At 72.2% G+C, this 13294-nt stretch carries 11 protein-coding genes and 3 tRNA genes; 7 read left to right on the top strand and 7 right to left on the bottom strand.

The window, feature by feature from the left end; all coding sequences use genetic code 11:
* Positions 1 to 30 precede the first annotated feature (30 nt).
* The gene (locus ACTWQH_RS30675) at positions 31 to 327 is read left to right on the top strand and encodes a DUF6480 family protein (RefSeq protein ID WP_443290068.1); all 297 of its coding nucleotides are present in this window, start codon (positions 31 to 33) and stop codon (positions 325 to 327) included.
* A gap of 2 nt (positions 328 to 329) precedes the next feature.
* On the opposite strand, the gene ACTWQH_RS30670 is transcribed toward ACTWQH_RS30675, so the two are convergent.
* Together ACTWQH_RS30670 and ACTWQH_RS30665 are read right to left on the bottom strand one after the other, a co-directional pair.
* A complete protein-coding gene (locus tag ACTWQH_RS30670; protein ID WP_443290067.1) occupies positions 330 to 1265 on the bottom strand; it encodes a DUF7192 family protein in 936 nt (311 codons plus the stop codon).
* 2 nt (positions 1266 to 1267) lie between these two features.
* On the bottom strand, positions 1268 to 2893 hold the full coding sequence (locus tag ACTWQH_RS30665) for an AAA family ATPase (protein WP_443290066.1): 1626 nt from the start codon (positions 2891 to 2893) through the stop codon (positions 1268 to 1270).
* A 224-nt stretch (positions 2894 to 3117) separates the two neighbouring features.
* On the opposite strand from ACTWQH_RS30665, the gene ACTWQH_RS30660 reads away from it, so the two are divergent.
* Both ACTWQH_RS30660 and ACTWQH_RS30655 read left to right on the top strand, forming a co-directional pair.
* Positions 3118 to 3192, top strand: a tRNA-Asp gene (locus ACTWQH_RS30660).
* A 4-nt stretch (positions 3193 to 3196) separates the two neighbouring features.
* Positions 3197 to 3270, top strand: a tRNA-Phe gene (locus ACTWQH_RS30655).
* A gap of 31 nt (positions 3271 to 3301) precedes the next feature.
* Here ACTWQH_RS30655 and ACTWQH_RS30650 read toward each other — a convergent pair.
* From ACTWQH_RS30650 to ACTWQH_RS30640, 3 genes are all read right to left on the bottom strand, one after another.
* Complete coding sequence (locus ACTWQH_RS30650; RefSeq protein ID WP_443290065.1) at positions 3302 to 3700, bottom strand: SRPBCC family protein; 399 nt, start codon at positions 3698 to 3700, stop codon at positions 3302 to 3304.
* An 88-nt stretch (positions 3701 to 3788) separates the two neighbouring features.
* Entirely contained in the window at positions 3789 to 4202 is a 414-nt protein-coding gene (locus ACTWQH_RS30645; protein WP_443290064.1) for a hypothetical protein, read from the bottom strand.
* Between the two features lie 53 nt (positions 4203 to 4255).
* Positions 4256 to 5275: an ABC transporter permease gene (locus ACTWQH_RS30640; RefSeq protein ID WP_443290063.1), complete on the bottom strand. Its 1020-nt coding sequence runs from the start codon at positions 5273 to 5275 to the stop codon at positions 4256 to 4258.
* An 83-nt stretch (positions 5276 to 5358) separates the two neighbouring features.
* Here ACTWQH_RS30640 and hrpA point away from each other — a divergent pair, with 83 nt between their 5' ends.
* Positions 5359 to 9348, top strand: coding sequence for an ATP-dependent RNA helicase HrpA (hrpA, locus tag ACTWQH_RS30635; RefSeq protein WP_443290062.1), 3990 nt, complete (start codon positions 5359 to 5361; stop codon positions 9346 to 9348).
* An 86-nt stretch (positions 9349 to 9434) separates the two neighbouring features.
* Positions 9435 to 9509, top strand: a tRNA-Asp gene (locus tag ACTWQH_RS30630).
* Between the two features lie 355 nt (positions 9510 to 9864).
* Here the strand turns inward: ACTWQH_RS30630 and bldC are convergent.
* Together bldC and ACTWQH_RS30620 are read right to left on the bottom strand one after the other, a co-directional pair.
* A complete protein-coding gene (gene bldC, locus ACTWQH_RS30625; RefSeq protein ID WP_347588499.1) occupies positions 9865 to 10071 on the bottom strand; it encodes a developmental transcriptional regulator BldC in 207 nt (68 codons plus the stop codon).
* A 440-nt stretch (positions 10072 to 10511) separates the two neighbouring features.
* Entirely contained in the window at positions 10512 to 11342 is an 831-nt protein-coding gene (locus tag ACTWQH_RS30620) for a hypothetical protein (RefSeq protein ID WP_443290061.1), read from the bottom strand.
* 87 nt (positions 11343 to 11429) lie between these two features.
* Between ACTWQH_RS30620 and ACTWQH_RS30615 the strand changes: the two genes are divergently transcribed.
* Together ACTWQH_RS30615 and ACTWQH_RS30610 are read left to right on the top strand one after the other, a co-directional pair.
* Entirely contained in the window at positions 11430 to 12608 is a 1179-nt protein-coding gene (locus ACTWQH_RS30615) for a Leu/Phe/Val dehydrogenase (RefSeq protein ID WP_443290060.1), read from the top strand.
* Between the two features lie 320 nt (positions 12609 to 12928).
* Entirely contained in the window at positions 12929 to 13213 is a 285-nt protein-coding gene (locus tag ACTWQH_RS30610; RefSeq protein ID WP_443290059.1) for a DUF3073 domain-containing protein, read from the top strand.
* The last annotated feature ends 81 nt before the right edge of the window (positions 13214 to 13294 follow it).

Raw genomic sequence — 13294 nt, 5'->3', positions numbered from 1 at the left:
TGGGGGCGCGCAGGGTCCAGAATGTGACTTATGGGAGAAACCAGAAGGTCGCGAAGGCCTCGAAGGTCGGGAAGGTCGAGAACGTCGAGAGGAATCGGCGAGGCCAACCCCGACCCGGACCCGGGCACCACGACGGGCCTCGACCGCGGCGGCTCGGTGCCGGCCGGCGAGACCCCGCCCGCCGAGGGCAGCACCTCGGGCGCGGGCCCGCGCGAGACGCACAACCCGCTGCGGGGCTGGGCCGCCGCACCGCTGGTCGCGGTCGTCCTCGTGGCCGCGATCATGGCGGCGTTCTTCTTCGCCTACGCCGTGCTGCTGGCGTTGTGAGGCTAGGACTCCCTGACCAGCCCGAGGTCCCGGAACATCCCCTCGCACCAGGCCATCGCCGAGTCGAAGGTCCGCCACTGCGGGTCCTGCGGCGCCAGGTAGGGGAAGATGTACGGGTCCGTGACGCCGTCCGGGAGGTCCTCCGGGTAGCAGGTGTAGGGCGGCGAGGCGTAGTTGAGGCGGTTCATCAGCCTCGCCCACTCGCGCGGGGCGCTGTCCCAGACGGCGAACCACAGCCGCCGGAAGAACGCCGGGTGTGCCATGACGAAGAGCAGCCGCCCCACGTCGAACGGCTCCGCCGCCGAGATCACCCGCGCCACCGAGGCGCAGCGCCGCCTCCCCAGGTGGGCGCAGAAGCCCGACCAGATCTCGACGCTGTGCCCGGCCGCCAGGATCGCCGAGCAGAGCGCGGCCAGGGCCGTCCCCCGGTTGTGGACGGAGGCGTGCGGGGTGGTGTTCACGTATCCGGCCGGGACGAAGAAGGTCACCACCCGGCCGCGCGCCGAGATCCGCTGCGGGGCCGCGTCCACCATGCACTCGGGCTCGCCCGCGAGGTACGCCCCCACGTCCACCTCGCTGCCGGTGACGTCCCACACCGGCACGAGCTGCGTGGTCATCACCTCCTCGCCGGCGCGCTCGCGCAGCGCGGCCACGCTGACGTCGGCCTCGGGCACCTCCTGGGTCCACCCGTCCCTGGCCAGGCCCAGCGCCTCCTCCCAGGTCGCGCCGGCCCAGCCGCCGATGTTGTGGCGGCCCTGGCCGTCGGGGATGGTGTCGGGGGCGCGGGCGGCGTCGACGAAGTCCTGCCAGGACCAGATCGGCGGCAGCTCGTACGTGGTCTCCGGCCGGCCGCCCGCGCCGGGCCCGCGCTCGGCGGCGTTGTCGGTGGCGGTGGCGGCGGCGCTCGTGGTGGCGGCGGCGTCAGTGGTGGCGTTCACATTCACGAGTCGATCCCGAGCGCCGCGCGGTGCGCCGCCGACATGCCGCGCACCACCCGCCACTGGAGGGCTTGGTCCACGCTGGCCCCGGCCTGGATCAGCTTCGCCGCGTCGATGCTGGCGCGCGGCGAGAACATCACCGGCAGCCGCTTCTCCTCCGCCGTGGCGCGCAGCCGCCGCACCTCCTTGATGACCCCTCGGGCCTCGTCCTCCTTGGCCGGGGCGTGGGCGAGCGCGACGCGTTCCTCCAGCTCCTCGTCGACCGGCACGTCGACGATCACGAAGCGGTCGAGGGTGGCCGCGTCCAGCGCCTGGCGGCCCACGTACTGGCGGTCGCCGCCCGTGCCGTAGGTGTTGGCGGTCGCGATGAGGCGGAAGTCGGGATGGGCGTCGACCATGCCGTCGGCGAAGGCGCAGGTCCCGATGGCCAGGGCCTGGTTCAGCTCGGCCAGCAGCCCGGGGTGCCCGCTGTCGAGCTCGTCCAGCAGCATCAGCCCGCCGTGCTCGAAGGCGCGGCGGAAGGGGGTGTCGTGGTACTGCCCGTGCGCGTCGTAGTAGCCGAAGATCTTGCTCATCGGCGTGGTCGGGCCCAGCGACAGCGCCTGGAGCTCAAGCCCGAGCGCCTCGGCCGCCTGCTTCGCCATCATCGACTTGCCGGTGCCGGCCGGGCCGACGAGGAGGACGTGGCAGCGGGCGTTCAGCACGGTGAGCACGTCGGGCAGCGCCTTGTGTGTGAAGCCCTCCACCCGGATCCGCTCGCCCTCGGGCAGCACCACCTCCAGGACGTGGGGCGCCATCTCCGCGACGACCCGGGCGGCCTCGTCGCGGGCGAACGCCAGCAGCGCCGCCTTGCCGCTCTCCACCATGCCGCGCAGCGCCGTGTCGCTCTCCTCCCGCAGGCTCTCGATCGCGGCGCCGGCCCCCTCCCGCGCCTCCCGCAGGCCGGCCAGCGCGGCGCTCGCCTCCTCCCGGGCCTCGCGCAGCGCCTTGCTGGTGACCTCCCGCGTCTCGCGCAGCGCCTTGCTCGTGGCCTCCCGCGTCTCGCGCAGCGCGGCCTCGGTCCCCTCCCGCGCCTCGCGCAGCGCGGCCTCCGTCCCCTCCCGCGCCTCGCTCAACGCCGCGCCGGTGCCCTCCTGCGCCTGCCACAGCGCGGCCTCGGTCCCCTCCCGCGCCTCGCGGAGCGCCGCGCCGCTCCCCTCCCGCGCCTGCCGCAGCGCGGCGCCGACCCCCTCCCGCAGTTCGCGCAGCGCCGCGCCGCTCTCGTCCCGGGCCTCGCCCAGCGCCGCGTCGCTCTCCTCGCGCAGCTTCTCGATCGCCGCGGTGCTCTCGGCCCGCACGACCTGCAGCGTGGCGTTGCTCTCCTCCCGCACGTCCTGCATGGCCGCGCGGGCGCTCGCCGCCGCCGCGCGAAGGGCCTGCTCCTTGGCGATGCGCCGCACCTCGTCCGCTTCGAGCCGCGCCCCGTCCATCAGCTCGCGGGTCACATGGGTCGCGACCTCGCGCGCCGTGGTCTCCACGAACCAGCGCGCCGCCTTGTCGATGGCCGCCTGCGTGGCCTGCGGCCGGATCGCCTCGATCGCTACCTCCCAGGCGATCTGGCGTACCTCGCGCTCGACGTTTTCACGCATGGCGGTGCTCCCCGCGTACCCTGGGACGGTGTTCGGTCATGCCGGAGAGTGTCGAGCACGCCGCTCGGGACCCCTCCCGGTCCCCTCCGCTGACCTGGCAGCACGCCGAGACGGCGCACCCACCGTGATACTCTGCTTCAGCGACACGGGCGCACCTCGCACGGCGAGGGAATCCCGTTGGGGGCAGGCAAGATCCTATGGGAGACTGTCTCTCGCGCGCACCAGGTCCTGTGGAGCAGTTTGGAGTGCTCGCCACCCTGTCAAGGTGGAGGCCGCGGGTTCAAATCCCGTCAGGACCGCTCCGGCTGGGTAGCTCAGTTGGTACGAGCGTCCGCCTGAAAAGCGGAAGGTCGCCGGTTCGATCCCGGCCCCAGCCACCGCACTTGTGTGAGCCGGTTGTTTGCTGGCTCATCGGCGTTCCATCACTTCCCTCAGCCGCGCGAGGTCCGCGGCCACGAGGCCCTCGTCGCGGTCGAACTCCTCGTCGCTCATCCCGGGGAGGCGACGCAGCGTGAAGATCACCTCGCTGTCGTCCCCGTCCGGGATGACCCGGATCGGGTTGTGGACGACCTGGCCGGAGGGGAGCGTCACGTCCTGGTCGAGGACGCCGAACTCGTTGAGCGGCGCGAAGGTGACGGCGGCGCGGCCCGTCGGGGTCTCGACGAACCAGTGACCGTCGACCTCCTCGACGGAGGTGCCGAGGCCGGGGGCCCATTCGGGGATGTTCGCCGGATCGGAGGCGTAGGCGTACACCTCGCCCGCGGGACGGGCGATCGGCTCGCTGATGTGCCTGGATTCTGAAGCCATGGCGCCATCGTGCCAGCGGCCACTGACATGGTGATCGCGACCCGCTCGGAGCGGGGGCGTCGAGCGGGTCGCGGGCGGGCGGGCGGCGTCAGGGATTGAAGCGGAACATGGCCGTGTTGCCCTCGACGTCCCAGGCATCGACCTCCACGCCGTTGATGGTGCAGTCCAGGGGCGGCGTGCCCCCGCACCCTCCTCCTCCGCCGCCGGTGCCGGTGAAGGAGATGCTGATGTCGTTCCTGCCGACGTTCTCGATGCTGATCCGGGAGATGCCGTAGTCGCCGTTGGCGTTGAACTCCTTCCCTTCCCTGATCCGCTTCCGGCAGTCCAGGTCGTAGCAGGCCTTGAAGCCCCTCGTCGGGGCCTTGGCCTCGGCCGCGACCGCCGTGTTGGCCGTGAGGCCCAGCGCCAGCAGCGCCGCGCCGGTGGCCATCAGGCCGTAGGTACGGCGGCGGGAGCGCGGCGCGCCTCCCGGCGTCCTCGTGGTGATGGAGGTGGTGTTCATGCGGCGTTTTCTACAGGCCGGGCGTCGGGAGGGGTCCCGCTCCCGGTCAGGGCCTAGTCCCGTCCGCCGGGGTGCCGGTGGCGCCAGATCCAGAAGACGGCGCAGGCGGCCACGGCCCAGCCGGTGAGGACGAGGTAGGGCTGGAGGTGCTGGGCGTCGCGGAAGTAGATGGCGGTGTGCTGGGCGTTGACGGAGGCGCCGGGCGGGAGCCAGCGGCCGATGGTGGCGAAGGGGGAGGGGAGAAGGGGCCAGGAGACGGCGCCGCCGGAGGAGGGGTTGCCGATCATGACCATCAGACCCCAGGTGGGCAGGATGGCCCACCGGCCGATGAGGGTGTTGAACATCGTGAAGACCATCCCGGCGGCGAACATCGTCACGGCCAGGGTGAGCCAGGACTGGAGGATCGGAAGCGGGAGGGCGTCCAGCCACCAGGGGCCGACGACCGCCGTGATGGCGAGGCCGCCGAGGAGGGAGTACGCGGCGGTGACGGCGATGCGCTCGGGCGGGTTGAGGGCGCGGGCGTGGATGCTGAGCTGGACCGCGCCGAGGAAGCCGACGATGACGGCGGCGATGGAGATGTAAAAAATGGCCAGGCCCCGGGGGTCGCGAGGGCTGAGCGGCTTGAGGTCGCGGACGCCGAGCGGGGCGCCGGCGGCCTCGGCGGCCCTCGGCGCCCGCTGGGTGAGGAGTTCGGCGACGGTGGCGCCGGCGGCGCTGGCGATGTCGAGCTCCACGCGATGGTTCCTGGCGCGGATGATCGCGAAGACGTGCTGGGACTCGATGCCGTCCACAGCCTGTGGATAGGAGGGGTAGGTGCGCGGGTCGAGGGAGGTGTCGAGGTGGCGTTCCAGGGACGCGAGGAAGGAGCGGGTCTGCGGCGTCTCGGCGCCGGCGACCATGGCGATGGGCAGGCGGTGGGGCGTCGGGTCGGCGATGGCGTAGGTGTACGAGCCCGCGAAGAGGGCGGCCGAGGCGGCGACGATCAGTGACAGCACGGCGGCGGGGTAGTAGGGCGAGTGGGCGAACGCCCGCCACCAGCGCCGGACAGGCCGCCCAACCGGACTCGTGCTCACCTCGTCACCGTAGGTGACTTACGGGGGCGTTCGCCGGTATTGGCTCGCAGGGCCTTGCGGAGAGGTGAGACGCTTGGGGGCGTATGTCTACGCTCCCCTCCCCCCAACTCTCCCCCCAGGCCCTCGCCGAGCGCCTGCCCGGGCTGATGCTGCGCGACGCCCACCGGCTCGGCCGGCGGCTGGAGGGCATACGCCGCATGCGCAAGGAGTCGGCGCGACAGGCGGTGCTCGGCGAGATCGCCGAGGCGATCGACGCCGCCGAGCGGCGCGTGGCGCGGCGCCGGGCCGCGGTCCCGGAGATCGGCTATCCGCAGGAGCTGCCGGTCAGCCAGCGCAAGGACGACATCCTGGCGGCGATCCGCGACCACCAGGTGGTGATCGTCGCCGGCGAGACGGGCTCCGGGAAGACCACGCAGATCCCGAAGATCTGCCTGGAGCTGGGGCGCGGCGTGAAGGGCCTGATCGGGCACACGCAGCCGCGCCGGATCGCGGCGCGCACGGTGGCGCAGCGCGTCGCGGACGAGCTGCGTACGCCGCTGGGCGAGGCGGTCGGCTACAAGGTCCGCTTCACGGATCAGGCCAGCGACGACACGCTGGTGAAGCTGATGACGGACGGCATCCTGCTCGCGGAGATCCAGCACGACCGGGAGCTGCGGGCGTACGACACGATCATCATCGACGAGGCGCACGAGCGCAGCCTCAACATCGACTTCCTGCTCGGCTACCTGACGCAGCTGCTGCCGCGCCGCCCCGAGCTGAAGGTGATCATCACCTCGGCGACGATCGACCCCGAGCGCTTCGCGCGGCACTTCAAGGCCCCCGTGGTCGAGGTGTCGGGGCGCACGTACCCGGTGGAGGTGCGCTACCGGCCGCCGGAGGAGGGCGAGGACACCGACCAGGTCACGGCGATCTGCGACGCGGTGGCCGAGCTGGAGCGGGAGGCGCCCGGCGACGTGCTGGTGTTCCTCTCCGGCGAGCGGGAGATCCGCGACACGGCCGAGGCGCTGGAGCGGATCGAGCGCGGCAAGCTGCGGCCGGCGGAGGTGCTGCCGCTGTACGCCCGCCTGTCGCACGGCGAGCAGCAGCGGGTGTTCCAGCAGCACGGCGGGCGGCGGATCGTGCTGGCGACGAACGTGGCGGAGACGTCGCTGACCGTTCCCGGCATCAAGTACGTCGTGGACCCGGGCACCGCCCGCATCTCCCGCTACAGCCACCGCACCAAGGTGCAGCGGCTGCCGATCGAGCCGATCTCGCAGGCCAGCGCCAACCAGCGCAAGGGCCGCTGCGGGCGGACGAGCGACGGCATCTGCGTCCGGCTGTACTCGGAGGACGACTTCCTGACCCGGCCGGAGTTCACGGACGCGGAGATCCTGCGGACGAATCTGGCCTCCGTGATCCTTCAGATGCACGCGGCGCGGCTCGGCGAGATCGAGCGGTTCCCCTTCATCGACCCGCCGGACCGGCGCAGCATCAAGGCGGGCGTGCAGCTCCTGGAGGAGCTGGGCGCGCTCGCCGACCAGCGGCTGACGGACACGGGGCGGCGGCTCGCGCAGCTGCCGGTCGACCCGCGGCTGGCGCGGATGGTGCTGGCGGCCGACGCGAACGGCTGCGCCCACGAGGTGATGGTGATCGCGGCGGCGCTGTCGATCCAGGATCCGCGGGAGCGGCCCTCGGACAAGCAGCAGCAGGCGGACGCCCGGCACGCCCGGTTCCGGGAGGGTCCGGGCGGGGAGTCGGACTTCCTGGCGCTGCTGGCGTTGTGGGACTACGCGCGCGAGCGGCAGCGCGAGCTGTCGTCCTCGGCGTTCAGGCGGATGTGCAGGCAGGAGTTCCTGAACTACCTGCGGATACGCGAGTGGCAGGACATCTACGGCCAGCTGAAGTCGATCTCCCGCACGATGGGCATCGGCCTGTCCAGCAACGCCGAGCCGCAGCGCGTCCACCAGTCGCTGCTGGCCGGGCTGCTGTCGCACGTCGGGCTGAAGGACCCCGACAAGCACGAGTATCTGGGCGCGCGCGGCGCGAAGTTCGCGGTCTTCCCCGGCTCGGCGCTGTTCAGGAAGCCGCCGCGCTGGGTGATGTCGGCGGAGCTGGTGGAGACCTCGCGGCTGTGGGCGCGGATCAACGCCCGCATCGAGCCGGAGTGGATCGAGCCGCTCGCCGGACACCTGGTCAAACGCACCTACAGCGAGCCGCACTGGGAGCAGAAGCAGGCGGCGGTGATGGCGTACGAGCGGGTCACGCTCTACGGCGTGCCGATCGTGGCGCAGCGGAAGGTCAACTACGGCCGCATCGACCCGGGCCTGTGCCGGGAGCTGTTCCTGCGTCACGCGCTGGTGGAGGGCGACTGGCGCACCCAGCACCGCTTCTTCCACGACAACCGCAAGCTGCTGGCCGAGGTGGAGGAGCTGGAGCACCGGGCGCGGCGGCGCGACATCCTCGTCGACGACGAGACGCTGTACGCCTTCTACGACGAGCGCGTTCCCGAAGACGTCGTCTCCGGCGCGCACTTCGACTCCTGGTGGAAGCGGGCGCGGCGCGAGGACCCGGACCTGCTGAGCTTCGAGAAGTCGATGCTCATCAACGAGCGGGCGGCGGGCGTCACCAAGGCCGACTATCCGGACGTGTGGCGGCAGGGGCGGCTGTCGCTGCCGATCACCTACCAGTTCGAGCCGGGGGCGGACGCGGACGGCGTCACGGTGCACGTGCCGGTGCAGGTGCTGAACCAGGTGGTGGCCGACGGCTTCGACTGGCAGATCCCGGGATTGCGTGAGCAACTGGTCACGGAGCTGATCCGCTCGCTGCCGAAGCCGATCCGGCGGCACTGCGTTCCGGCACCGGACGTGGCCCGCCGCTTCCTCGGCGAGGCGGACCCCGGCTCCGGCCCGCTGCCGGCGGCGCTGGCGCGCTCGCTGACGCGGCTGACCGGGCAGCCGGTCAGGCCGGAGGACTTCGACCCGGCGCGGGTGCCCGACCACCTGAAGATCACCTTCCGGGTGGTGGACGAACGCCGCAGGAAGCTGGCGGAGTCCAAGGACCTGCCGGAGCTGACGCGGCGGCTGCGGGCCGACGCCCAGGCGGCGCTGGACCGGGCGTTCGCCTCGCCGGCGCAGGCGGCGGCGCAGGCGCCGACGCGGCGCGCCGAGCGCGAGGCGACGGCGCCCACGCCCGTGCCCACGCCGGTGAGCGCCTGGCCGCGCGAGGGCCTGACGCGGTGGAGCATCGGGCCGCTGCCGCGCACCGTGGAGACCCGGCGCGGCGGCCAGCCGGTGAAGGCGTACCCGGCGCTGGTCGACGCGGGGAACGGCTCGGCGGGGGTGCGGCTCTTCGACAGCGAGGCCGAGCAGCGCGCGGCGATGCGCCTGGGCACCCGCCGCCTGGTGCTTCTGGGCCTGCCCTCGGACCCGGCGCGGCCGGCGCTGAACCGGCTGGACAACGCCGCCAAGCTGGCGCTGGCGTCCACCCCGCACGGCGGCGTGCGGCAGCTGCTGGACGACTGCGTGGCGGCGGCGGCCGACCAGCTCATCGCGGCGCGCGGCGGCCCGGCCCGGGACGAGGAGGGCTTCGGCAAGCTGCTGGACGCGGTGCGGGCCGACATCGCGGAGGCGTGCGCGCGGGTGGTGCGGCAGGTGCGGGAGGTGCTGGCCGCGTGGCAGGCGTGCGAGCGGCGCCTGGCCACGCTGACCAGCCCGGTGCTGCGGGAGTCGGTGGCGGACGTGCGGCAGCAGCTGGGCGGCCTGGTGCACGACGGCTTCGTGACGGGCCACGGCGCGGCGCGCCTGCCGGATCTGCTGCGCTACCTGACGGCGGCCGACCGGCGTTTGCAGCAGCTCCCGCACCACGCGGAGCGGGACGCGGCGCGGCTGGCGAAGGTGCGGCAGCTGCGGGAGGCGTACGCCGGGCTGCTGGCGTCGCTGCCGCCGGGGCAGCCGGTGCCGGAGGCGGTCGGCGGGATCCGGTGGATGATCGAGGAGTTGCGGGTGAGCTACTTCGCGCACGCGCTGGGCACGGCGTATCCGGTCTCCGACAAGCGGGTTCAGAAGGCCATCGACGCGGCGGGCGCGGGGCGTTGAGCACGGGCTTGATCAACTTGGGGGGCGGGCGGGGCGCGGGGTAGAGTCCCCGCGTCGCCTCGCGCGCTGGTCGCGAGGGTCACGATGGTCCTGTGGAGCAGCTTGGAGTGCTCGCCACCCTGTCAAGGTGGAGGCCGCGGGTTCAAATCCCGTCAGGACCGCGTTTCACCCCGGCGCCTCGGCCCGGATCCCCACTCGGGGGTCCGGGCCTTTCGCATTACCGCAGGTGGGCCGCGCCGGGCAAGGCACGATGGGTGTGATGGGAGTCACGCAAGTCGGTTGCGGGGCGAGCTCATCTGACCCCGTAGAGACACCTGCCAATTTAATATGTGCAATTGCACGCCCCGCTCGGGGCCGCCCGGCGGGCCGCCCAGGGCGGCGTCCGGGCTGCCAGCGGGCCGCGAACGGGCCGCGAGGGGGCACAAAGGAGATCGCGCCGGACTCGGCGGAGTCCGGCGCGATCGGGGTCAGGCGGGCCGAAGTGGGGGCTCCGGAGCCTGGGTTTAACGGTGTTCCTCAGCTCTCACCGCGCTGCTGCGGGATGCCCGCGAGCAACGCGCGCACCTCCGCTTCGCGGTAGCGGCGATGCCCGCCGAGCGTGCGGATTGACGTGAGCTTGCCCGCCTTTGCCCAGCGTGTGACCGTTTTCGGGTCGACGCGGAACATCGTGGCAACCTCAGCCGGGGTCAGCAGCGGCTCGGCATCAGGGGTGCGAGCGGTCATGAGCGGCCTCCTCGGGAGAACCGAACCATCACGGTTCTTTCCTCTAAATTCTGCACCTTGACCCACGTTGCCCGAAATGGCAGACGCGGGCCGAGTCGGTTATAGGACGAACGGCTTGTCCTCGGCACTACAACTACACCATCCGTCCAGCCGGGTCGGCCAAACCGATGGAATTGCCCTCTCAGGTGTTCAACCTCGACGGAAGCCGATGGACCGTGCCATAGCGGACGGTCACTCATCCGTAACGATCAGTCACAAGGTGATGAGACGTCACGAACCCCGAAGGAACGCCGCCGAGGAGCGAGCTCCTTGTCCTATTTTGACACGAGGAGACTGCTTGTTGGCAACACTTCCGTAGAGTGCCATCCGTCACGCTTGGGGGGACCTTGGGGGACTTTAGTCCCAAGCGGCCCGGGCAGCCCAGGCGGAACGGCCGACGCTCAGTTGGCGAACTGCCGCTCCCGCACCGTCATCCACCGGTCCGTGAGCTCCTCGTACCGCCGGCTCGCCTCGTCCAGGTCATCCCGGGCGAGAGCCGCCAGCCCCTCGGCCACCTCGGCCACCGAGTGGTCCTCGGCCAGTTCGTCCTCCGAAATCGTATAGACCAATCCGCCGTAGTCCAGTTCGACCAGTGACCTCGGATGAAACTCCTCCAGCCACCGACCCACATCGGTGAGCGCCTCCCCCAGCGGCCCCTCCGGCATCGCCTTGCGCACCGTCCGCAGCCCTCTCGCCACCCGCTGGCGCGCACGCACCATCGGCGTCCGGTAGCGCAGCACGGGCGCGCCGCCCTCCTCGGACGACTTCCCGAAGTGCCGCTCCTTCTCGTCGAAGAGCGCGAACCACCGCACCGGCACGTGCCACAGCGCCGAGCGGATCCAGGGCCGGGCGTCGGGGTTCCGCACCCGCCAGCGGTCGTACTCCTCCGCCGCCCGCATCCGCTCCCCCGACGGCAGCACCGCGTCCACCACCGGCTCCGGCATCAGCCAGTGCCCCACCTCGCCGAGCGCCTGCCAGGACCGCAGCCGGGTCCGCCACGGGCAGACGCAGACCACGCCGTCCACCCGGGCGACGTAGGCGTCGGCGCTCTCCCCCGGGGGCGCGGCGCGCGGCCTGGCCAGCACGCCCGACAGCGACTCGCGCAGCTCCTCCTGCACGCCCGGCAGCCGCTCCCTGGTGGCGTACTCCGCCCAGTAGGACCTCTCCGGTTCGGGAAAGGCCGCTAGCGGCTCGTACACCCTCAGGAACGCCGCGTACGGGATCTTCGGCACGCCACCCTCCCTTCGCCTCGTTACGACCCGATGGTGCCAGTGTGACGATCCCCAGGCACCCAGCGGGCCGCCCCGAGGCTTAGGCTCATGCCACCAACGACCAACCACGAGCGACCTACAGGAGTCACCACCGTGACCGACGTACGTCCCAGCACGGGGAATCCGGCAATCCTGGACCTCCTCTTCCACTCCACCGAGCAGGGCGGCCACGAGCAGGTCGTCCTCTGCCAGGACCGGCCCACCGGCCTGAAGGCCGTGATCGCCATCCACTCCACCGCCCTCGGCCCGGCCCTGGGCGGCACCCGCTTCCACGCCTACGCCGGCGCCCCCGCCCCCGAGGAGGCGGCGGTGCGCGACGCGCTCAACCTCGCGCGCGGCATGAGCTACAAGAACGCCCTCGCCGGCCTGTCGCACGGCGGCGGCAAGGCCGTGATCATCGGCGACCCCGAGCGGATCAAGACCGAGGCGCTGCTGGAGGCCTACGGCCGCTTCGTCGCCTCGCTCGGCGGCCGCTACGTCACCGCCTGCGACGTCGGCACCTACGTGCCCGACATGGACGTCATCGCCCGGGTCTGCCGCTGGACCACGGGCCGCTCGCCGGAGCACGGCGGCGCCGGGGACTCCTCGGTGCTGACCGCCTTCGGCGTCTTCCAGGGGATGCGGGCCTGCGCGCGGCACCGCTGGGGCTCGCCAGAGCTGGCCGGCCGCACGGTCGGCGTCGCCGGGGTCGGCAAGGTCGGGCACCTGCTGGTCGACCACCTGGTGGAGGCGGGCGCCCGCGTCGTGATCACCGACGTGCGCGAGGAGGCGGTGCGCCGGGTGCTGGACGCCCACCCGGGAGGTGAGGTGACCGCCGTGTCCGACACCGACGCGCTGACCGCCACGCCGGGGCTCGACGTCTACGCCCCCTGCGCGCTCGGCGGCGCGCTCAACGACCGCACCGTGCCCCGGCTGACCGCCCAGGTGGTCTGCGGCGGCGCCAACAACCAGCTCGACCACCCCGGTGTGGAGAAGGACCTCGCCGACCGCGGGATCCTCTACGCGCCCGACTACGTGGTCAACTCCGGCGGCGTCATCCAGGTCGCCGACGAGCTGCGGGGCTTCGACTTCGCTCGTGCGAAGGCAAAGGCGGAGGGAATCCACGACACGACGCTGGAGATCTTCGAACGGGCGGGCGCGGACGGAGTGCCGCCGGCGGTGGCGGCGGACCGGATCGCTGAGCAGCGGATGGCGGCAGGCCGCGGCCAGGAATCTCACGCCTCGTGACCCCTCGTGGCCCCTGGTGGTCCCTCGTGCCCGGAGGAATGTAACGGGGATCACTCGTCTGTCTTCCCTGGGTCCTCCGGACGGACCCCGGCGCGAGTCGACTGGCGAAAGACGGTAAAATCGTCCCTGACCAGCACGGAGAGGGCCATCGGGCCGTCGGCCGGGCTTCCTGGTGCGGCGGACGGCGTACCGCACGCACGCGGAAGCAGGTACGGTTGAAGCCCGATGGATCGGGCGCTCGTCCGAGAGCCCGCTCTCAATCATGAACGGATGTCAACACTCCGGGGCGGTTGCGCCCCGTCGTTGAGGGGGTCGAGCCAATGGGGCGCGGCCGGGCCAAGGCCAAGCAGACGAAGGTCGCCCGCCAGCTGAAGTACAACAGCGGCAGGACTGACCTTTCCCGCCTGGCCGAAGAGCTGGGTGCATCATCGCCGGACCGGCCGTCGAACGGCGAGCAGGTCGAGGAGGACGATGAGCTGGACGACGACCTGTACGCACGGTACGCGGAGATGTACGACGAGGAGGACGAGGAGGAGAGCGAGGAGTCTTCCCGGGACACTTCCTCGTCGAAGCCCTCGCCGTCTCCGAAACGGCGTGGCTCTTGAGGCCGCTGGCTGCTGACTGACTCGGCATCTTCGTCACACTGGCCCCGGCCCGGCATCCGCCGGGCCGGGCTCTGTGCTGTC

The sequence above is a fragment of the Streptomyces sp. 6N223 genome (assembly GCF_052246635.1).
Taxonomy (GTDB): Bacteria; Actinomycetota; Actinomycetes; order Streptomycetales; family Streptomycetaceae; genus Streptomyces.
This window is presented reverse-complemented; position numbering and strand designations above follow the sequence as displayed.